Source organism: Streptomyces sp. CBMA152 (assembly GCF_014596475.1).
In the GTDB taxonomy this organism is placed as follows: domain Bacteria; phylum Actinomycetota; class Actinomycetes; order Streptomycetales; family Streptomycetaceae; genus Streptomyces.
Genome location: NZ_MECJ01000009.1, coordinates 142,439 through 163,021, shown reverse-complemented (window position 1 = coordinate 163,021; position 20,583 = coordinate 142,439). Strand labels below are relative to the sequence as shown.

The following is a 20,583-nucleotide window of genomic DNA, read 5'->3' as shown; positions in this document are numbered from 1 at the left end:
TCATGTCCCGCGTCGGTATCGAAGCGATGAACGTGTTTGGCGGCTCGGCAGTGCTGGACGTCAAGGCACTGGCGCAGCACCGGGGGCTCGACCTCCCGCGCCTGGAGAACCTCCTGATGAGGGAGAAGACCGTGGCGCTGCCCTTCGAGGACCCGGTGACCTTCGGCGCCAATGCCGCCCGGCCGCTCCTGGACCGGCTGAGCGCCGAGGAGAAGGACAGCATCGAGCTGCTGATCACCTGCACCGAGTCGGGCATCGACTTCTCCAAGTCGACCAGCGCCTATCTCCACGACCAGCTGGGCCTGAGCCGTAACTGTCGGATGTTCGAACTCAAGCAGGCCTGCTACGCGGGCACCGCCGGGTTCCAGATGGCCTGCAACTTCATCCTGTCGCAGACGTCGCCGGGAGCGAAGGCGCTGGTCATCGCCACCGACATCTCACGCTACCTGCTGGAGGACGGCGATGAGGCGGCCGCTCAGGAGTGGGCGTACGCCGAGCCCAGCGGCGGCGCCGGCGCGGTCGCCATGCTCATCAGCGACACCCCGCACGTCTTCCAGCTCGACGTGGGCGCCAGCGGCTACTACGGCTACGAGGTCATGGACACCTGCCGTCCGGCCCCCGACAGCGAATCCGGCGACGTCGACCTGTCCTTGATGTCGTACCTGGACTGCTGCGAGCAGTCCTACCGGGCGTACGAGAAGAAGGTGGAGGGCGCCGACTACCGCGACTCCTTCCAGTATCTCGCCTTCCACACCCCCTTCGGCGGCATGGTCAAGGGCGCCCACCGCACGATGATGCGCAAGGTCGCCAAGGCGAAGGGCGCCGAGATCGCCGAGGACTTCGAACGCCGGGTGATGCCGGGCCTGGAGTACTGCGGCCGCGTCGGCAACATCATGGGCGCGACCATCTTCCTGTCGCTGGCGAGCACCGTCTGCAACGGCGGCTTCGACGCGCCCCGGCGCCTGGGCTGCTTCTCGTACGGGTCGGGCTGCTGCTCCGAGTTCTACAGCGGCGTGGTCACCCCGGACGGGGCCGCTCGGCTGAAGGGGATGGACATCGAAGCCCATCTGGACGGCCGCTACCGGCTCTCCCTGGCCGAGTACGACCGGCTGCTGAGCGACCGCGACTTCATCCGCTTCGGCACCCGCGACACGGCCGTCAACCAGGACCTCGTCGATGCGACCGGCCAAGGCAGCGGGCCCCGGCTCGTCCTGCGGGAGATCAAGAACTACCACCGGGAGTACGCATGGGTGAGCTGACGGGCGCAGCAGCCCCCACCACGCTGCGGCTGCGCGAACAGGGCACCACCTGGTACGTGCGGATCCACCGGCCCGAGGCGGACAACGCGCTCAACGAGACCCTGGTGCGCGAGCTCACCGAGGTCCTGACCCGCGCCTCGCGCTCGTCCGCCACCGTGGTGGTGCTCGAAGGGCTGCCCGAAGTGTTCTGCTTCGGCGCCGACTTCGGCGCGATCGGCGAGGCGGTACGGGAGGGCGGGCGCACGGCGGCCGACCCCGAGCCGCTGTTCGACCTGTTCCGCCTCCTCGCCTACGGCGACTTCGTCTCGGTCGCGCACGTGCGCGGCAAGGCCAACGCGGGCGGGGTCGGCCTGGTGGCCGCCAGCGATGTGGTGATCGCCGACGAGAGCGCCACGTTCAGCCTCTCCGAGCTGCTCTTCGGTCTGATACCGGCCGTGGTGCTGCCGTTCCTGATCCGCCGCACCGGCTTCCAGCACGCCCACTACCTGGCCGCCACGACCCGCACCGCCGACGCGGCGCGGGCCTGCGAGTGGGGGCTCGTCGACGTGTACGGGCCGGACAGCGAGGCACTGCTGCGCACCCACCTGCAGCGGCTCGGGCGGCTGTCGAAGAAGGCGGTCACGCGGTACAAGGCGTATCTGCGCGAGCTGTCGCCGGTGACCGAGCACGCCAAGAGCGCCGCGCTGGCCACCAACCGGCTGGTCTTCGAGGACCCGGAGAACGTCCGGGCCATCCAGCGGTACGCCGAGGAGGGCGTGTTCCCATGGGAGAACACCCCGGCTGATCCTCGGGAAACCACACCCCAGCCCGCCGAAACCCTCCGACCCACCGAGGCCCCCGTGCAGTTCACCGTGCCGCCCGAAGCCCTCGGCAGCGCGCGGTTCCGCGAGGCGCACGGCGTCCGGTACGCCTACGCGGCGGGCGCGATGTACAAGGGAATCGCCTCGGTCGAGCTGGTCACCGCGATGGGCCGGTCCGGGCTGCTCTCCTTCTTCGGCACCGGCGGCCTCGGCCTGGAGGCGATCGACGACGCTCTCACCCGGATCCGCCGCGCGCTCGACCAGGGCCAGGCGTTCGGCGTGAACCTGCTGAGCAATCCCCAGGAGCCCGACCTGGAGATGCGCACCGTGGAGCTGTATCTGCGCCACGGCGTCCGCACGGTCGAGGCGTCCGCGTACATCCGGCCCACGCCGGCGCTGGTGCGCTACCGGCTCGCCGGGCTCTCACGGGACGCGGCCGGAAACGTGGTCCAAAACCACCACATCGTCGCCAAGGCGTCCCGCGCCGAGGTCGCCGAGCGGTTCCTGCGGCCCGCGCCGCCCGAGCTCGTACGGGAGTTGGTCGAGCGCGGCCTGGTCACACCCGAACAGGCGGAGCTGGGCGCGCGGCTGCCGCTCGCCCAGGACCTGTGCGTCGAGGCCGACTCGGCGGGTCATACCGACGGCGGTAACGCCTATGTGCTGATGCCCGCCATGCGGGTGCTGCGCGACCGGGTCGGCGAGGAGGAGAGGTACCCGGAGCCGGTGCGCCTGGGGGCGGCCGGCGGCATCGGCACCCCGCAGGCGGCGCTCGCCGCGTTCACCCTGGGCGCCGACTTCATCGTGACCGGGTCCATCAACCAGTGCACCGTCGAGGCGGGCACCAGCGACGCCGTCAAGGACATCCTCCAGGAACTCGGCGTCCACGACACCGACTACGCGCCCGCCGGGGACATGTTCGAGGTCGGCGCGAAGGTCCAGGCGGTGCGCAAGGGGCTGTTCTTCCCGGCGCGCGCCCAGAAGCTGTACGAGCTGTATCTGCGCCACGACTCGCTCGACGACCTGGACGAGCGGACGCGCGCCACGCTGGAGGAGAAGTTCTTCAGGCGCTCCATCGACGAGGTCTGGGCGGAGACCCGGGCCCATGTCGCCCGGCGCTTCCCGCAGCGGCTCGCGGAGATCGAGCGCAGCCCCAAGAAGAAGATGGCGCTCGTCTTCCGCTGGTATTTCGTCCACTCCACCCGCCTGGCCATGGCGGGCAGCGCCGAGCAGCGGGTCGACTACCAGATCCACTGCGGTCCGGCCATGGGCGCGTTCAACGCCTGGGTGCGGGACACCCCGCTGGAGAAGTGGCGCGAGCGCCGGGTGGCCGCTGTCGCGGAGCACCTGCTGCGGGAAACAGCGGCCTTGCTAGGCAAGCAGCTTGGAACGTACGGGAGTTACGCATGAGAACGGTCTACGTCTTCCCCGGCCAGGGCTCGCAGCACAAGGGCATGGGCGAGGGGCTCTTCGAGAAGTTCCCGGAGCTGGTGGCCCAGGCCGACGCGTGCCTGGGCTACTCCATCGAGGAGCTCTGCCTGCGCGACCCGGACAAGGTGCTGGCCAGGACCGAGTACACCCAGCCCGCGCTGTACGTGGTCAACGCCCTCACCTATCTGGACCGTACGGCGGGCGGCGAGCTGCCCGACGTGGTGGCCGGGCACAGCCTGGGGGAGTACTGCGCGCTGTTCGCGGCCGGTGCCTTCGACTTCCTCACCGGACTCCAACTGGTGCGCAGGCGCGGCGAGCTGATGAGCCGTGCGCCCAAGGGCGCCATGGCCGCGGTCGTCCGCCTGGACCAGCGGCGAGTCGACGAGATCCTCAAGGGCCTGCCGTTCCGCCACCTCGACATCGCCAACATCAACTCGCGCGAGCAGTGCATCGTCTCCGGCGAGTACGACGAGGTGTTCGCCCCCGAGCTGCGCACCGCCTTCACCGACGCCGGGGCCGCCTTCATCCCGCTGAACGTGAGCGCGGCCTTCCACTCGCGCTGCATGACGGAGGTGGAGGAGGAGTTCGCCCGCTACCTCGCCGGGTTCGAGCTGCGCCCGCTGACGATCCCGGTCGTCGCCAACTGCACCGCCCGCCCCTACCCGGAGCAGGGGTACGCGCAGTATCTGACGCGTCAGATATCCAGCCCCGTGAAGTGGTACGAGTCCATCTCCTGGCTGATCGGCCAGGGGTACCGCACCTTCCACGAGATCGGCCCCGGCCGGGTCCTGGCCAAGCTGACCAACCAGATCCTCAAGGACCCGCTGCCGTCGGCCGAGGAGCCCCCGGCGCCCGTGGTCAGCGCCCGGCCGCGCACCGAGCTGGTGTTCATGTACGGCGGCCAGGGCACCCAGTACCACCAGATGGGCCGGGAGCTGTACGACACCCACCCGGCATTCCGCCGCGCCCTGGACCGCTGCAGCGCGGCCCACCGGGCGGCGGGCGGTGCCTCCCTGGTGGAAGCGATCTACGACGATGCGCGCAAGGGAAAGGAGTACGACTCCATCCTCACCACGCACGCGGCGCTCTACAGCATCGGTTTCAGCCTCACCGAGACCCTGCGCGAGGAGGGTGTACGGCCGGACGCCGTTCTGGGCCACAGCCTCGGCGAGTACATCGCGGCCACCGTCGCCGGTTCCATGGACTTCGAGGACGGGCTGCGGCTGGTGATGCGCCAGGCCCGGCTGCTCGGGGACCGCGGTGACGGCGGCATGCTGAGCGTCCTGGCCGCGCCCTCGCTCTTCGCGGACCGGCCCGACCTGTTCGGCGCGGTGACGCTGGCCGGGGTCAACTACGACGGAAACTTCCTGGTGAGCGGTGCCGCGGACCGGCTCGCTCAGCTGCGGGCCGGGCTTGATCGGGAGGGTGTGATCGCCGTGCGCCTCCCGGTCCGCCAGGCCTTCCACTCCCCGCACCTGGACGCCATCCGCCCGGACATCATGGACGCGGCCCTGGCGGTCCCGCTGCGCTCCGCACGCCTGCCGCTCTACTCCGCCACGCACGCGGCGACCGTGGACCCGGGCGCGCCGGAGCACCGGGAGTGCTATCTGTGGGACGTGATCCGCGAGCGCGTCCGGTTCGACGAGCTGATGGCGTCGGCCTTCCCGGAGCCCGAGCGCCACTTCTTCGTCGACCTGAGCGCAAGCGGTTCGTTCGCCAACTTCCTCAAGCACGGCTACGGCCCGTCCCATCGGGGAGCGCCCGCGATCAACCAGTTCGGCAACAACACGGCCTCTTTGCGCAGGCTCCGCGAGGCGCTGCCCCAGGAGTGAGCCGGCGGGCGGCCGGCCACAGTGCACGCGGCCGAGTGGCGACGGTGCTGCGCCACGAGGCCTGCCGGTACGCGTGCACCACCGTCGGCCTCGGGCTCGACGCTGTCCGTTGCTCGGTCAGCGCGGAGTGCTGGTTGCCGGTGGTGTGTATGTGCGGATGCGATAGCGCAGGCTGGTCACCGAGGTCTGCCAGCCGCTGTCCTGGGTGATGTTCCACCTCACGTCTGGCGTGGGGGCGTAGGTGTCACCGTCCACCGTGGCATCGACTTCGGTCACCGAGAGAATCGTGGCGTATGACATCGCGGCACGGTAGATTTCACCGCCGCCGATGACCCATACCGCTGTAGGGGCGGGTATCCGCACCGGTGAGGCTGCCAGTTCCAGTGCCTGGGCAACGGAGCCGGCGCGTTCCGCGCCGTCGGCCTCCCATCGCGGGTCACGAGTTACCACGATGTTGCGCCTGGCTGCCAGCGGACGGAACCGGGGAGGGAGCGAATCCCAGGTCTTGCGTCCCATCACCACGGGATGGCCCAGGGTGGTGGCCTTGAAATGCGCCATGTCCTCGGGAAGTCGCCATGGAATCGCGTTGTCCGCGCCGATCACGCCATCGAGCGTCTGTGCCCAGATGAGACCGACGTTCATACCGCCACCGGGGCCTTGATGGCCGGGTGGTGCCGGTAGTCGAGCATCTCCACATCGGCGTAGACGTAGTCGCAAAGCGACTCGGCCTGACGCAGACGTAGCTCGGGGAACTCGAAGGGGATGCGTGAGAGTTGCTCGGTCACCTGATCAACGTGGTTGTCGTAGATGTGGCAGTCACCTCCGGTCCAGATGAAGTCGCCGGGCTCAAGGCCGGTTTGCTGCGCCACCATGTGGGTGAGGAGCGCGTAGCTGGCGATGTTGAACGGCACGCCGAGGAACAGGTCCGCGCTGCGCTGGTACAGCTGGCAGGAGAGTTTGCCGTCGGCGACGTAGAACTGGAAGAAGGCGTGGCACGGCGCGAGCGCCATTTTCGACAGCTCGGCGACGTTCCAGGCGGAGACGATCATCCGACGAGAGTCAGGGTTGTGGCGCAGAGTGTCGAGAACCTCGCCGATCTGGTCGATGTGCCTGCCGTCCGGGGCGGGCCACGAACGCCACTGGGCGCCGTAGACGGGTCCGAGGTCGCCGTTCTCGTCGGCCCATTCGTCCCAGATGGTGACGCCGTGCTCCTGCAGCCAGGCGACATTGGAGTCGCCGCGCAGGAACCACAGCAGCTCGTACACGATGGACTTCGTGTGCACCTTTTTCGTGGTGACCAGAGGGAAGCCTCGGGAAAGGTCGTAGCGTAGTTGGTGGCCGAAGACACTTCGGGTCCCGGTGCCCGTGCGGTCGGCTTTGGCCGTTCCGGAGGTGAGCACCAGCCGCAACAGGTCTTCGTACTGGGTATCAGCCATGATCAGAGAGTTTACTGACCGCTGACCTCGCGCACCTGGTCGACGAGCGCAGCTGCCATGCCGGTGTACGTCGTCGGGGCGCAGAGTGTGCCGAGTTCCGCCCCTGTGGTCAGGCCGGTCAGCTCGGGCGTCCCCAGCCTCGGGAGTCCCAGCAAGGACTTGACCCGGTGGCCGACCCGCTGAGCCATCGCTGAGGAGCCGCTTGGCCGGCGCCTTTGGGCGGATCAGCATGGCGAGTACCGGGTTGTGTTTGTGCGGCATGGCGGAGGCTTGCGTTCCCCGCCTGCTTTCACTCACAGGGAGTGTCCCTTGCTCCGGTCGAGGCGTTGGATCTGATCCGCCCGCACCGTCTTGCCACGGCCGGGCACCATCCACACGTCTCGATTTCCCATGAGGCAGGCGACGTCCGTGCGGGTCGAACAGCCCGTCTCCACCGTGACGTTGACACGCGAACTGCCCCCGATGGGGCTGATCTTGGTGCCGCCTTGGTGTCCGCGAGCTCATCACCGTGGCGGCACCGGCGACGCCACCGTGGCCTGGGACGCGGGCCTGGCTCCCGCGAACCGGTTCGCACTCGTCGACGCCCTCCAGGAGGTCCGGGAACCGTCCATCTGGAGGGCCTGGGCCGGACCGTCCTCAAGGTGCGCGGGGGAGCGGTCCTGGGCTGGGAGCCAGGTAGCCGCAGGCCAGGCCAGCCATGTCTGCGTCTGACGCCCCGGGTGCGTGCCCGGTGGCCCCCGGCCGTCTGGCCGGGGGCATCAGATCCCGTCAGAGCATGTCGCCGATCCTGCGGTCCGGATTTTCCGAGCGGGCCTGGCCGGGTGGGGGCCGGGGGCAACGGGCGGGTATGTGAAGGGCGTTGTCCTGTCCGGCCGAGTTGCTGAGTAGCCCCCGGATCCAGCGCGGTCCTTCCCTTTCCAACCCGCAGCAATGCCAGCCGGGTTCGGATGATGCTTCCCGGCTGGCCGGGAACGTGTGCGAGCGCGGGGCGACGTTTCTGGCCCCCGGACACCCCGCCTGGTGAACACGGGCTGCGGAGAGCCGACTGGCCGTAACATATCGGGGCATAGCGCTTTGCCGACTGGTGGCTGAAGTTGCTCCCTGTGAGGTCACGGCTCCTGGGTGGCGTGCTTGCATGTGTTCATGATCGTTAACTCGCCGGAAACACCCGGGCCGCGGACGTACCTGGACCACATCCTGGAGCACTGGCAGGAGGACGAGGACGCCGAGGCGCTCGTCCAGGGTGCGCAGCGGCTGACCCGCAGGGAGGCTCGGCGGCGGCTGTTCAGCCTGGGGCACGCGCTGAGGAGGCAGGGGCTCGCACCCGGCGACGGTGTGGGGTTGTTCCTGGCCAACCGCGTGGACTCCGTTCTGGTGCAGCTCGCGGTCCATCTCATCGGCTGCCGCGTGGTGTTCCTGCCGCCCGAACCGGGGCCCGGCGAACTGGCTGCGCTGGTCGAGCAGTCCAAGGCGCGCGCTGTGGTCACCGACCCGGTCTTCGCCGCGCGCGCCGCCGACGCGGCCGCCCGCAGCGTCCACGCACCCGTCCTGCTCAGCGTCGGGCCGTGTGAGCAGCGGTGTACGGACCTGCTGGCCGTGGCGGCCGAGTGTCCTGTGGTGCGTCCTGACGGTGTGCCCGCCCCGGGTGAGGACGAGGCCGTCACTGTCCTCTACACCGGCGGCACCCTGGGCCGCCCCAAGCTCGCCGCGCACAGCCACCGGCTGTACGACGTGCTGCTGGACTTCCTGGAGGACGACCCGCAGGACGCTCATTCCACGGGCTTCTTCCCGGCCATGGACCCGGCTACGGACCGGGTACTCGTCTCCACGCTGCTCACTCACGCCAGTGGCCACCTCACCTCGATTCAGGCGCTGGTGACGGGTTCCGCCCTCGTCGTGCTGCCCGAGTTCGAAGCGGGCGCGGCACTGGCGGTACTGCGCGAGGAGCGGATCACCGCCACCATGTTCGTCCCGCCCATGCTGTACGCGCTGCTCGACCACCCGAAGTGCGAGCCGGGCGCACTCCCCGCGCTGCGGCGGATCGTCGTCGGCGGCGCGGCTTCGTCGCCCAGTCGGCTCCAGCAGGTGGTCGAGGTCTTCGGGCCCGTGATCAGCCAGGGCTACGGGCAGTCGGAGGCGCTCGGCATCGCCGCGTTCGGTGCGGAGAACCTCGCCTCGGAGGCAGCCCAGCGGCCCGAGCTCTGGCGCAGCTGCGGTCGCGCGATATCCGACACCGAGATCGAGATCCGTGGTGAAGACGGGGCGGCGGTGCTGCCCGCCGGGCAGGTCGGCGAGGTGTGCGTCCGGGGCAAGGCCGTGATGCTCGGTTACTACGAGGACCCGGAGCGCACCGCGGAGGCGTTCTACGGCGGCTGGCTCCGCACCGGGGACCTGGGTTACCTCGACGCCGAGGGATACCTCTATCTCGTCGACCGGGCCAAGGACATCATCGTCACGGGCAGCACCAGTGACAACGTCTACTCCCGGGTCCTGGAGGACTTCCTGCTCACGCTGCCCGGTGTGCGCAACGCGGCGGCGTTGGGCGTGCCGGACGAGGACTTCGGGGAGGCCGTACAGATCTTCCTGGCCACAGCCGAGGACGCCGATGTGGACCCGGAGGTGGTCGGCGCTGCGGTGACCGCCGAGTTGGGGGACCTGTACACGCCCCGGAAGACGGTCCTGCTCGACCAGCTGCCGATGACCAAGGTCGGCAAGGTGGACAAGAAGGCGCTGCGCGCCGCGTGGACGAGCACCGCCTCGGACACTCCGTAGGCGCCGCTGTCGCCCAGGGCGGTCGTGATCCTCGGCCGCCCCACAGCGCGACCGCCACGCCGCTCGGGCCCCGTGGCCCGAGCGTGTTGATCTGGTGGCGACCCTTGGCCGTCCCGGAGGATGACCGCTACGTCGCTTGCGGTTGCCCCGCTTCGCCGTGATGCGGGAAGAGGCCCGGGACCCGGAAGGCGCCTACGTCCTTGCACGGCAGGTCGCCTACCACGGCAACACCAAATCCTCGGACATGCGGCTGCTCAGCAGGCTGTGGCCGTACGGATTGAACCCCGGCGGTATGCCGGCCCCGCCATGGCAAGCCTTGGTGTCAGCCTCACTCAACCGACACCCGCCGCCAGTCATGTCATAGGAACTGTGTGAACGAGCAGGCGTCCCCCGCGCCCCGGCCGCCAGTCCGGACTGGCGGCCGGGGCGCTCGGCGTCCAAGGTCCCGTCCGCGCTGCACAGGCCGCAGGCGCTGACCTCGGGGCCGGGCCTCGTGTGTTCGCCGCATGGCAGGTTCCGTCCGGAGGGCCCATCGCTGGTCGAGCCCGCCTGCCCGCCTGCTCTCAGGTCGTCATCGGGTCCCGGTCACGGCCTTCGCGCTCGCTGACGTCGGTTCCGCCACTTCCGGCCCTCCTGTGGCGCGCGTTGGCGTACAGGACAAGCAGCGACGCCATCCCCGTGAAGGCCAGCGTGATGATCACCGACCAGGTCGCGACGTGCCCGTAACCTCCCGGCTCGCGGGGGTCGAGGAAGTCGTACGGGTACCAACCCACGTGCGGCCCGCGCAGCAGCGAGTAGGCGAGGTAGAGCAGCGGGAAGGCCAGCCACGGCAGGGACCGGGTCCAGGGGATGCGGCGTGGCGGAGGACGCAGTAGCCAGTCGGCGAGGAAAACGGCCGGCATGACGCCGTGCACGACGTCGTTGGCCCAGATGATCGTGTTCGCATCGATGGTTCCGGCCAGCAGAGTCCAGTACACCACTCCTGTGATCACCAGATAGAGGGTGGCGGCACCGCGCAACAGGTCGGGGACGGGGCGGGTGCCGCGCAACAGGGCCAGCCCACCGGCCAGCAGGACGGCGGCGCCGAGCAGATTGGAGAGATTGGTGAAGTACGAGATCCAGTTCGCTGCGCCCTCGTCGGTGTGAGTTGCCCGGTTGAGCGAGGCGGTGAGGGCCGCGACGCCCAGCAGCGCCAGCCCTATCTTGGCCGAACCTTCCAGCCTGGTGCTTAGAAACATGACCTGGATGTTACTTGCGTGTAGATCGGCGGAACTTCCGCGTCGCTCCGGCCCCGTCCGGCGCGTGGCCTCCAGGGTCTCGTCCCAGCCACCTGCCCCACATCCGGCACCCGCACTGTAGGCAAATGGTCCAGGTGGATCAGCTTCGCGAGCCGATGAGCATCATGCCCGTCCGTCTTGACGCGGTCGCCGGACGGCCGTGGTGCTCTTGGGTGTGCAGGTAGGTCGTTGTGGGGGTGTCGCCCTCGTCGCCGTCGAGCGAGTGCCGACGGACAACGGCCTTCGACAGGGATGCGGCTCGTGACCTAGCTCAGATCAGCTGGCATGACAGAAAGAAGCAGAGGGCCTCGAAGGCGGCCAGGATGGCGAGGCCCACCCAGAACATCGTCATCTGCTCCGGGTAGAGGCTCACTGGCTACGCCCGGGAACGTGCGCGGCTGGCGGCGATGCTGCCACCGGAGCAGGGGCTTGCGCGGTGCGGAGCGCTGGGCCTGCCAGATGTCGGACGTACGAGGCGGATACCTTGGCCCTCGGTCATTTTGAAGGCGATGTCCTGCAGCAGGGCCGTTGGTACGTGCGCGGACAACTGGAGTGCCCAGACGGGCTGGTGAACGGCGTGGCCACCCCAGATGATCCATACGGGAAGGGAGCCGTTGGGGTTCTGGGCGGCGAAGGCGTCGAACTGTACGCCGCCCTTCTCGGCGCCGGGTGCCACCCAGGTGATGTAGCGCCCGTCGATGGAGTGCTTCCAGCATCGAGTCGTCGGTAACTGCCCGGAAGCCTGCCGAGGCGGGGGTGGCGCGGGCGGTGTGGAGCGAGCTGCCGGTGAGCGTGGCGACGACGGCGCCGGGGTGCTGGGGGCGGAGGTTGAGACGAACGTGGGGGTTGGGTGCGGCGTCGGGCATGAGAGGGGCTCGTTTCGCCGGTCCGGGCCGATGAGAGCGTCTGGAGAGAATGAGGAAGCGCTGGCGACTCCCAGCGTGGATAAGCCTGACAGGAAGTGGACGGCCCTCGAGAGGTGGCAAGTCTGGATCGGCCTGCTGGGGTTACTCGTTGCGATCATCGCTTGTGTGGGCCAGTTCTCTCAGTAGAGATCCGCGCCGAGACCCACCGGTCGGATCCGGGCAGCTGCAGAACGCAGCGAGCCCGGCCTGTAGCAGGGCGGCCGGGCTTGTGAACTGCACGGAGGGCCTGGCTCTGGAAGGAGTTGGGGCCTTGGGCGTACTTGGCGAGTGGGTTGAGCCCATTCCGGTAACACAAAATGCGGTACCGCACGAAGCCGCTCGTAGTGCGCTGACGCAAGCATTCAGGCGCCCACGGCCGGCCTCCGCCCAGTGATCCGACAGGGGCTGAAGGTTGTGCTGCGCGGCGAAACCCATGGCCCACTGCTTCCCTGCCGAGTCGGTGACGATCAAGCGAGGGTCACTGCCGTCCCTCGGCCGGTGCAAGCCCATCGGCACAGGTTCGGGGCATGTCGAGGCGGTCGGTCAGGTGGCGACAGGTTCCCTCCACCGGACCCGGGGCCCGTCCAGGTCTGTCCGACATCGTCCAAGGACCTGGTGGGACACCATCCAGACGACCAAACTCCAGCGGGACAGAACAGCCCACCCATGAGCCAGGAGACACCGTGTCCACACTCCGACGGGCCATCGCGATGACCGCCACCGCCCTCGTTCTCGCCGGCGGCACCACCCTCACCACTACCAGCGTGGCCAGCGCGCGGTCGTGGTGTGGCGGTCAGGTCCTGGCGACGCAGAACCTCCAGTACGGCTACCACGTCACGCCGTGCGTCTACTCCAACCACAATGTGGACTTCCGCTGGACCGGCGGCACCACCGATGTCCGCGCGTTCACCGCACTCGGCGACCCTTGCGACCCACGCGACGGGGTGGATACCCCCGAGCCTGGTCGGCACGTGAACCCCGGCACCACGGACATGTGGATGAACTTCAACCCGTGTGGTGGGCAACTGAACCTGTACTCGTACCTGAAAGAGTCAGGTACCTCGCACCCCGGCGCGTACTGGAGCTACAGGTTCTGACGGCAGTCCGTCAGCCTCGCGCCTTCACGAAGCGAACTGCCCGAGAAGGATCATCATCAGCTGCCGTGCCCGTCTGAGGCGGGTGTAACAAGATTTGCCGGGTGACGTACCAGAGAGTGCCGGAGCCCCACACCCACCCGTCCACCCCCTCCGTGGATGCGCGGGGCTTCAGTTCCCAGGGCTTCCGGCGTCGCGTAGAGGGCGCGTGGGTGCTTTCGCCTTCGACCAGTTCGGACCGCTGTCCATCCGGCCCTGCCACGGCACCTGCTGGGCCAGGCGCAAGCACCCCGACCGGCTGCCTGCCACCTACCACCGCACCCACGGCATCCGCTACTTCCAGGGCTGTTACAGCCTCGCCGACGACCGCATGTGGGGTGTGGTCCGCACCCGCAAGGGCGCCGATCACACCCTGGCCGCACTGAAGAGTATCCGCGCCGTCTGGCCCGACGGCGCCCCGATCTACGTCATCCTCGACAGCTGGTCCGGCAACAAGACCTGGGCCATCCGCACCTGGTCCGCCCGGCACAGAGCCGAGCTGTGCTTCACCCCGACCCAGGCGCCCTGGGCCAACCCCATCGAGCCGCACTTCGGGCCGCTGCGCGGCTTCGTCCTCGGCAACAGCGACCCACCCAACCACCCGACACTCGCCCGCGACCTGCACGCCTACCTGTACTGGCGCAACCGCCACCGTCGGCACCCCAGCCTGCTGGAGGCCAGCGCCGCGAACGCGCCCGTATCCGATCCGAACTCCAGCACCGCTGGGGCCGCCCCCACCGCATCACCGCATGATCAACCCGCCGCGTCCAGGACACGTCGATGTCGGTGGCGATCACCGCACCTGTCGGACCGACTCGCTCGGCGAGCCCGAGGGGTACGGACGGGCCACCGGCGCCGACCTCCCAACACCGCATACCGGCACCGATTCCGATCCGGTCGATATGCCGGAACGTCACCGGGTCGAACAACTCGGCCAGCACGCCGAAGCGGACACCCGCTTTGGACTGTCTGTTGTCCAGCAAGCAGCCTCGGTCGGCGTCGTGTTCAGCAGCGCAACCTTGCCGAGTTGGCCCATTCCACGCTACGTCACACGGTATGCAGCCACCACCCGCATGGAGACGCCGGACTGTCACTCCCCAAATTTGGGGATTGCCCATTCCTCACCTCCACAGCCACGGTCGAGTTGGCATGGCAAGGACATCTCAGGGGAAACGGGAGCGGGCATGAAGAGATCGACTGTGGGCGGTCTCCCGCGTACGGGAGAGTCGGCGGAATCGCGCGCATCGCTCAGCCGGAGAAATGTGCTCCGCATGGGCGGGATGGCCGTGGTGGCGGCAGGCCTCACCGGGTTGGCGACACCAGTGGCGTCCGCGGCCGAGCGGGGGAGGAGCCGGGAGGCAGCCGTCGGCAGCAGTACGTTCATGGCCTGGAAGGGCATCGCGGGGGATCAGCGGATCTGGTGGAACGGTCTGCAGAGCGGTGGCGGGAGTTGGACCGGGCCGCAGCCGGTGGCGGGGGCCAGTACGAGTGCCGGGGTTGCTCTGGCGGGCCAGTCCGGTGGTCCGTTGTTCATGACGTGGAAGGGCGTCGAGGGCGACGAACGTGTCTGGTGGAACTGGTTCGACGGTGGTGCCTGGAGCGGACCGCAGCCCGTACCCGGTGCCAGCAGCAGTGTCGGCCCCGCACTCGCCCCTTATGCCGGGCTCTTCATGGCGTGGAAGGGAGCCACGGGGGACCAACGCATCTGGTGGAACAGCTACTTCGGCGGCTGGACGGCCCCGCAGGTGGTTCCCGATGCCAACACCAGTTTCTCTCCCGCCCTGGCGATCAGGAAGAACGGCTACAACGATCTCTTCATGGCGTGGAAGGGCGTCGACGGAGATCAGCGGATCTGGTGGAACACGTATCTCGGCGGTTCCAGCGGTACGAATGCCTGGACGGGTCCGCAGACGATCGACGGCGCCAGCACAAGCGCCGGAGTCGCCCTGGCCGGGACGCCCGACGGGAGTCTGCAGATGACCTGGAAGGGTGTCGTGGGCGACCAACGGATCTGGTGGAGCCAGCTCTACCCCCGGGCGAGCACCTGGTCCGCCCCTCAGCCCATCCCGGGCGCCAACACCAGCGTAGGTCCGGCTCTCACCGTCTACGGCGATTCCACCTACATGACGTGGAAGGGCGTCGACGGCGACGAACGTATCTGGTGGAGCCGACTCAGCGGTTCCACGTGGACCGCCCCCGACGTGGTCCCCGGCGCGAACACCAGCTTCCGTCCGGCGCTGGCGACGCTGGGGGTTTGAACCTGCGGTCGGACCAACCCCTGACGGCCACGGATGCCGTAACGGGCAGGCCCGCGCCCGCCCTTCTCGACCGGCACACCGGGGTGCGCGGGCCCCCGATCCCCCGTCCGTGAAGCGGTGGACCGCGGCGCGGACCGTGACCGGGTTGCACTCCAGCAGGTCGGCGGCCTCTGACACGGACTTACCGCGGTCCAGGAAGCGGATGCACTCGGCACGCTGCCGGGTATAGGCGGTCAAGTCCCTGCGGGCCAATAGCGCACGCAGGTGACGGCTCTGATCGTCAGTCAACTGGACGTGGAGGCTCTTCGGCATGACGTCCCTCCCCACGAGACGCCTACCCAACGCAATCAACTTCACCGGACCCGCTTAGCTCTGTTGCGCCCGGCCAGCAGTGTGAACGGCCGGAGGAGTGGTGGCAGGCGTGCAACGCCTCGCTGGATGCGCTCGCCGCGCAGAGCACCCGACGTGTCGCCATGCCGGACGCCGAGAGGTCACCCACGACCTGGTCACCCAGGCCATTCGCGGTGCCTTCCCTCACGTCGACGTCGACACGACGATGGAGCGGTGAGTGCCGGCCCATGTGGATCTGAACTGGGCGAACATGACCGCTCCGGTGTTCTGTCTCTTCGACTGGGAGGACTGGGGCAACGCCCTCCAAGGGCTGGATGCGGCTTCCCTGTGGGGCAGTTCCCTGGCCGTGCCCGCCTTGGCTGATCGCGTGTGGCATGAGCGGCGCCGCGACTTCGAGACCCGGGACGGCAAGTTGATGACGCTGATCGCCTGCGCGAAGATCCTCGGCCCGCACGCGCACGCGCAGGACCCCCGGCTGGATGCGGCGCGCCGGATGGCGGAGCGGGTCATCGGGGCGGAGAGCTGCTCAGAACATTCCGCCACCCGCCCGGATCGCCTGTCCCGTCACCCACCGAGCTGCGTCGGAGGCCAGGAAGCCGACCACGTCCGCGATGTCGTCGGGGCGGCCCAGACGGCCCAGGGGGATCTGGCGCGCCAGCTCCTGCCTTGCCTGGAGTGGGAGGAGATCGGCGAGGGCGTCGGTGTCGGTGGCGCCGGGGAGCACGCTGTTGACGGTGACGCGGCGCGGTCCGAGCTCCTGGGCGAGGGTGCGTACGAGTGCGTCGCCCGCCGCCTTGGACGCCCCGTACACCCCTGATCCCGGCCGCTGCATGACGGCCGTGCCGCTGGAGACGACGGCGATGCGGCCGCCGTCGCGGATCCGACGCGCCGCCTCGCGCAGCGCGAGGAAGGTGGCGCGCGTGTTCGTACGGGTCATCAGGTCGAAGTCGTCGTCGGTGGTCTCGGCGATGGGGGCGAAGCGGGCCACGCCGACATTGCACACCACGATGTCCACGCCGCCGTACGTGCGCTCGGCGGTGTCGAACAGTCGCCGCAGCTCCGCCGGTTCGGCGGCGTCGGCGCGTACGGCCGTGGCCTGGCCGCCCGCCGCCTGGATGGTGGCGACGGTCTTCGCCGCGGCGTCCGCGTCGGAGCGGTAGTTGACGACGACGTTCGCGCCGTCCGTGCCAAGCCGTTCGGCGACGGCTCTGCCGATTCCGCGCGAGGCTCCGGTGACGACGGCGACACGACTGCCCATTGGGTGCTCCTGAAAGTCGACCAGCTAGGTAGTCGATACTCTCAACTAATTTGGTCGACAGTGTCAACCAAATGCTTGATGCAGCTACGATCGAGACATGCAGCCCAGCGTCGAAGACCAGGACCTCGCCCGCACGCTCGCCGTGCTCCACCGGCAGGTCGCACTGCGCTACGGCGCAGCCGCCCGCGCGGCCGGTCTCACCCTCCAACAGGCCGAAATACTGTGCCAGTTGGAGCGCTCGACACCCTCCTTCGGTGAGCTCGCCCAGCTGCTCGGCTGCGACAAGACGAACATCACCGGGCTGGTCGACCGCCTGGAGCGACGCGACCTCGTGCGCCGCGCCCCCGACCCGGCCGACCGCAGGGTCAGCCGCGCCACCCTGACCGACGCGGGGCGCAAGGCCAGTCGGGAGATCCGTGAGGGGTTCGCCCGCATCGTGGCCGAGCACTGCGCCACCCTGCCCGCGTCCGATCGGGGCGCCCTCAACCGGCTCGGCTCGGCGGCGGCGCAGGCGCTGGGAACACAGGCGTGAGCCTGGGGACGTGTAAGAACCGAGTCCCGCGGCTGGCCGTGGAGATGGAGTGCCGGCTGGCACCAGGGGCGGAGTACCAGTCGGCAGACCGTGGAAGAGTGCACAGCACCGCAGGTCAGCGTGAGGAAACACGTACGCGCCAGGGTCCGGATGCTCCCTCCCCGATGATGAGCCATTGACCTTGTCACTGGCGGCAGGGTTGGACGATGACCGCCATGAACAGCACCGCACCGCAGAGCAGCAGGATCGTCGCCGTCACTGGAGCCGGCACCGGCATCGGCCGGGCCACTGCCCGCGCTTTCGCCGCCGAGGGTGCTCACGTGATCGCGATCGGACGGAGAAGCGGACCACTTGAGGAGACCGCGGCCGGGCACGACCGGATCGCGTCGCTGCACGTCGACATCACAGCCGAGGGCGAACCCGAGCGCATCGTCCAAGCCGTGTTGGAGACACACGGCCGATTGGACGTGCTGGTCAACAACGCCGGCATCGTGCGCAGCGGCGCCCTCGGCACGCTGACGCCGGAGATGATCACGGCTCAGCTTGCCACCAACTTCGTCGCTCCCATCCTGCTGACCCAGGCTGCCCTGCCGCTCCTGGAGACGTCGAGCGGAGTGATCGTCAATGTCACTACGTCGGTGGGACAGCGGGCATGGTCCGGCAGCTCGGTCTACGCGGCGACCAAGACCGCCCTGGAACTGCTGACCCGCAGTTGGGCGGTTGAGTTGGCACCCCGCGGGGTCCGAGTGGTGGCGGTCGCCCCCGGCGCCATCGACACCCCCATTGGCGAGCACCAGGGGCTGACGTCGGAGCGGATGACCGCGGTACGGGAGTGGCAGATGGCACACACCCCGCTGGCCCGGATCGGCCGCCCCGAGGAGGTGGCCTGGGCGATCACCCAACTTGCCGCGCCGGCCGCATCGTTCGTCACCGGAGTGGTGCTTCCGGTCGACGGCGGAGCGGTTGTGGCGTGATAGAAGTGGCCCGGGAGGTGGGGCGGGTGCGGATCGGTGAGCTGGCCAGGGCGACGGGGACGACCGCTCGTGCGCTACGGCACTACGAGCAGGCCGGGCTGATCTTCTCCGAGCGGGCCTGCAACGGCTACCGCATCTACGACGAGCAGGCGGTGGTACGGGTCCGCAACATCCGCTACCTGCTGGTTGCCGGGCTCACCTTGGACGACGTGCGCGTGTTGCTGCCGTGCCTCGATGGCGATGTGGCCGCCGCGCTGCCCTCGGACAAGGGCCTGCGGGTCGCACGGGAACGGCTCGCGGTCCTCAACGAACGTATCGCCGCCCAGACCGAGGCCCGCGACAGGCTGGAAGCCGCGCTCCGGGAGAAGGTCGGCGATCGGATCCGACCGGTGGCTTGACCGGACGTCTCACGACAGGGGGTGGAGCACTGCCGGAGCGCTGGCCCGTGCTGCGCCCGTCTGTGCTGAAGCGTGACGGCTTACGTGCACGGCGTGGACCAGGTCGCGGGTTGCTGAGTGACGGCGGCCGGTCCCAGCACGGGCGGCACTAAGTGAGCGACGACTTCGGCACTGGGGCGCGGCCGGGCGACGGGCACGACACCCACGCACGCGCCGCCGCCGACCAGGCCGCCGAGCAGGTGGCCCTGCGCGCGGACCTGCTCGACGCGCACTTCGGCCTGGCCGCAGTGATCGTCCTTTCCGGCATCGTCGGAGCGTTCGTCGCGCCGCTCTACGGGCTGCTCGTGGCGGGCACCTTCGTCGTGATCTTCCTGGTCGCCCTCGGTGTCCAGTGCCTGGCCGGCATCACCTGGGAGTCGGTCCGCAGGGCGTACCAGGTCACCTTCGCCTGGGGGCGCTGGCTCTGACCGGCCAGGGCGTGCGCCGGCTGTGTCCACGGTCGGCCCGACCGCGCGGGCCGGGGAGGCGATGTCGACTCTCGCCAAGCTGCCCGCCAAGCTGGGTGCCGACGGAATCTCGCTCATCGTCGGCAAGGACTCCGCCCCGCACACGGTGAAGATCCTGGAGGACCCGCGCTGCCCGTACTGCGCCAAGTTCGAGACCGCGGCGGGCCCGAAGCTCGCCGAGCTCGCGGCCGACGGCAAGATCAAGATCGAGTACACCATCGCCTCGTTCCTCGACGCCAACCTCGGCGGCAGTGGCTCCGCCAACGCCGCGCGGGCGCTACGCGCCTCCGTCGACGCGGGCAAGTTCCCTCAGTACCACGCGGCCCTCTACGCCTCCCAGCCCACGGAGTCGGTCGACGGATTCACCCCGGCCTTCCTGCTCGCGGTCGCCGACAAGGTGCCCGGGCTGCGCGGCGCCGCCTTCGACAGGGCGGTCGGCTCCGGCACCCATGCCGACTGGGCCGCCCGCGCCGAGAAGGCGTTCGAGACGTCGGGGGCGCAGGGCACGCCCACCGTGCTCGTCGACGGCAAGCCCCTCGGGCCCGACGACGCACTCTACGAGGCGGGGTCCTTCGCGAAGGCGCTTCAGGGCGCGTGATGTCGGCTGATGCCAGCCATGGGTGATCCCGTTTGCGGCTCCCTGGCCGAGTGCGTTCTGGTGGTGCGGGGTCCGCTGGTGGAGCCGATGCTCGCCCTGGCCCGTGAGGCGCTGCCCGGCTCCAGGGTGCTGCCTGGTGGGTTGGTGTTTGAGGCGAGGTTGGATGGTTCTTCAGGCACTCGGTTACGGGCCGGCAGTTCCTGGCTGTTCGGGCGGTTCAGAAGCTCCGTAGTCTCGTTCGGCCGCCTGGTTGGGTTCTTCCTTTTCAGCGTAGTTGCTGAGCCAGTCCGATGATGATGCCTTCGGGGCCGCGGAGGTAGCAGAGGAGATGGCTGTCCTCGAACTGGGCGATTTCGCCGACGAGTTCGGCGCCGTGGGGGCGCAGGCGGGCGATGGTGTCCTTGATGTCGTCGACGGTGAACATGACGCGGTGCGTGCCGACAATGTTGTGGGGCTGGTTGCGCGGCCCGGTGCTGATGGCCGTGGGGCTGTGGTATTTCGCCAGTTCGAGTCGGCTGTGGCCGTCCGGGGTCCGGAGCATGGCGATGTCGCAGCGGACGCCGTCGAGTCCGGTGCACTGGTCGGCGACGGGGCCTTCGATCTCGGTCCTGCCTTCCAGTTCCATTCCGAGTTCCACGAAGAACGTGATGGCGGCGTCCATGTCCTCGACGACGATGCCGACGTTGTCCATCCGCTGAATCGCCATGCTGGCTTCTCCTTCTTTCTCGTGCGGCCGGTGGTGGCCGCTGATGTTGCTGGGACGGAGCCGGTGGCACGTTCTCGACATCCGCCAACCGCCGGACTCCGAAAAATCTGGATCGCGCCTCAGCACCGCCTGCGCAGAATCACGCCCATGACCAGCGTGA

The 20,583-nt window shown here is 69.1% G+C and carries 17 protein-coding genes and 4 pseudogenes; 13 read left to right on the top strand and 8 right to left on the bottom strand.

The window, feature by feature from the left end; genetic code table 11:
• The first annotated feature begins 2 nt into the window (after positions 1-2).
• From BG418_RS08815 to fabD, 3 genes are read left to right on the top strand one after another with little or no spacing between them, the layout of a single operon-like run.
• A complete protein-coding gene (locus BG418_RS08815; protein ID WP_188273164.1) occupies positions 3-1,259 on the top strand; it encodes a hydroxymethylglutaryl-CoA synthase family protein in 1,257 nt (418 codons plus the stop codon).
• The gene (locus BG418_RS08810; protein WP_188273163.1) at positions 1,247-3,466 is read left to right on the top strand and encodes an enoyl-CoA hydratase/isomerase; all 2,220 of its coding nucleotides are present in this window, start codon (positions 1,247-1,249) and stop codon (positions 3,464-3,466) included. Before BG418_RS08815 ends, BG418_RS08810 begins: the two co-directional genes overlap by 13 nt.
• Positions 3,463-5,319: an ACP S-malonyltransferase gene (fabD, locus tag BG418_RS08805; RefSeq protein ID WP_188273162.1), complete on the top strand. Its 1,857-nt coding sequence runs from the start codon at positions 3,463-3,465 to the stop codon at positions 5,317-5,319. The genes BG418_RS08810 and fabD overlap by 4 nt, the downstream gene beginning before the upstream one ends.
• Positions 5,320-5,436: 117 nt before the next feature.
• Here fabD and BG418_RS08800 read toward each other — a convergent pair whose 3' ends face one another.
• The 3 genes from BG418_RS08800 to BG418_RS08790 are packed head-to-tail and all read right to left on the bottom strand — an operon-like array spanning position 5,437 to position 6,943.
• A complete protein-coding gene (locus BG418_RS08800; RefSeq protein ID WP_188273161.1) occupies positions 5,437-5,961 on the bottom strand; it encodes a dihydrofolate reductase in 525 nt (174 codons plus the stop codon).
• The gene (locus tag BG418_RS08795; RefSeq protein WP_188273160.1) at positions 5,958-6,755 is read right to left on the bottom strand and encodes a thymidylate synthase; all 798 of its coding nucleotides are present in this window, start codon (positions 6,753-6,755) and stop codon (positions 5,958-5,960) included. The genes BG418_RS08800 and BG418_RS08795 overlap by 4 nt, the downstream gene beginning before the upstream one ends.
• 11 nt (positions 6,756-6,766) lie before the next feature.
• The gene (locus BG418_RS08790; RefSeq protein ID WP_188273159.1) at positions 6,767-6,943 is read right to left on the bottom strand and encodes a hypothetical protein; all 177 of its coding nucleotides are present in this window, start codon (positions 6,941-6,943) and stop codon (positions 6,767-6,769) included.
• Positions 6,944-7,898: 955 nt separating this feature from the next.
• Between BG418_RS08790 and BG418_RS08785 the strand changes: the two genes are divergently transcribed.
• The gene (locus BG418_RS08785) at positions 7,899-9,527 is read left to right on the top strand and encodes a class I adenylate-forming enzyme family protein (protein ID WP_223184544.1); all 1,629 of its coding nucleotides are present in this window, start codon (positions 7,899-7,901) and stop codon (positions 9,525-9,527) included.
• A 563-nt stretch (positions 9,528-10,090) separates the two neighbouring features.
• On the opposite strand, the gene BG418_RS08780 is transcribed toward BG418_RS08785, so the two are convergent.
• Positions 10,091-10,765: a Pr6Pr family membrane protein gene (locus tag BG418_RS08780; RefSeq protein WP_188273157.1), complete on the bottom strand. Its 675-nt coding sequence runs from the start codon at positions 10,763-10,765 to the stop codon at positions 10,091-10,093.
• A gap of 1,627 nt (positions 10,766-12,392) precedes the next feature.
• On the opposite strand from BG418_RS08780, the gene BG418_RS08775 reads away from it, so the two are divergent.
• Complete coding sequence (locus tag BG418_RS08775) at positions 12,393-12,806, top strand: hypothetical protein (protein ID WP_188273156.1); 414 nt, start codon at positions 12,393-12,395, stop codon at positions 12,804-12,806.
• A 214-nt stretch (positions 12,807-13,020) separates the two neighbouring features.
• Positions 13,021-13,595: pseudogene (locus BG418_RS08770) on the top strand (transposase); the annotation flags it as partial.
• A gap of 8 nt (positions 13,596-13,603) precedes the next feature.
• On the opposite strand, the pseudogene BG418_RS39725 reads toward BG418_RS08770, so the two are convergent.
• Positions 13,604-13,825: pseudogene (locus tag BG418_RS39725) on the bottom strand (SAM-dependent methyltransferase); the annotation flags it as partial.
• A 288-nt stretch (positions 13,826-14,113) separates the two neighbouring features.
• On the opposite strand from BG418_RS39725, the gene BG418_RS39720 reads away from it, so the two are divergent.
• Complete coding sequence (locus tag BG418_RS39720; RefSeq protein ID WP_223184543.1) at positions 14,114-15,100, top strand: hypothetical protein; 987 nt, start codon at positions 14,114-14,116, stop codon at positions 15,098-15,100.
• A 111-nt stretch (positions 15,101-15,211) separates the two neighbouring features.
• On the opposite strand, the pseudogene BG418_RS41125 reads toward BG418_RS39720, so the two are convergent.
• A pseudogene (locus tag BG418_RS41125) lies at positions 15,212-15,412 on the bottom strand (helix-turn-helix domain-containing protein); the annotation flags it as partial.
• 83 nt (positions 15,413-15,495) lie between these two features.
• Between BG418_RS41125 and BG418_RS39710 the strand changes: the two are divergent.
• A pseudogene (locus tag BG418_RS39710) lies at positions 15,496-15,962 on the top strand (hypothetical protein); the annotation flags it as partial.
• Between the two features lie 15 nt (positions 15,963-15,977).
• Here the strand turns inward: BG418_RS39710 and BG418_RS08760 are convergent.
• On the bottom strand, positions 15,978-16,709 hold the full coding sequence (locus BG418_RS08760) for an SDR family oxidoreductase (protein ID WP_188273155.1): 732 nt from the start codon (positions 16,707-16,709) through the stop codon (positions 15,978-15,980).
• A 97-nt stretch (positions 16,710-16,806) separates the two neighbouring features.
• Here BG418_RS08760 and BG418_RS08755 point away from each other — a divergent pair, with 97 nt between their 5' ends.
• From BG418_RS08755 to BG418_RS08735, 5 genes are all read left to right on the top strand, one after another.
• The gene (locus BG418_RS08755) at positions 16,807-17,241 is read left to right on the top strand and encodes a MarR family winged helix-turn-helix transcriptional regulator (protein WP_188273154.1); all 435 of its coding nucleotides are present in this window, start codon (positions 16,807-16,809) and stop codon (positions 17,239-17,241) included.
• A gap of 206 nt (positions 17,242-17,447) precedes the next feature.
• On the top strand, positions 17,448-18,215 hold the full coding sequence (locus BG418_RS08750; protein ID WP_188273153.1) for an SDR family NAD(P)-dependent oxidoreductase: 768 nt from the start codon (positions 17,448-17,450) through the stop codon (positions 18,213-18,215).
• Between the two features lie 26 nt (positions 18,216-18,241).
• Positions 18,242-18,613 (top strand): MerR family transcriptional regulator, encoded by a 372-nt coding sequence (locus BG418_RS08745; protein WP_317453579.1) that lies wholly within the window; start codon positions 18,242-18,244, stop codon positions 18,611-18,613.
• A gap of 152 nt (positions 18,614-18,765) precedes the next feature.
• Complete coding sequence (locus BG418_RS08740; RefSeq protein WP_188273152.1) at positions 18,766-19,080, top strand: hypothetical protein; 315 nt, start codon at positions 18,766-18,768, stop codon at positions 19,078-19,080.
• A gap of 22 nt (positions 19,081-19,102) precedes the next feature.
• Positions 19,103-19,717, top strand: a complete 615-nt coding sequence (locus tag BG418_RS08735) for a thioredoxin domain-containing protein (protein WP_188273151.1) — start codon at positions 19,103-19,105, stop codon at positions 19,715-19,717.
• Between the two features lie 265 nt (positions 19,718-19,982).
• Here the strand turns inward: BG418_RS08735 and BG418_RS08730 are convergent, their stop codons facing one another.
• Positions 19,983-20,423, bottom strand: coding sequence for a VOC family protein (locus BG418_RS08730; protein ID WP_188273150.1), 441 nt, complete (start codon positions 20,421-20,423; stop codon positions 19,983-19,985).
• Positions 20,424-20,583: the final 160 nt, after the last annotated feature.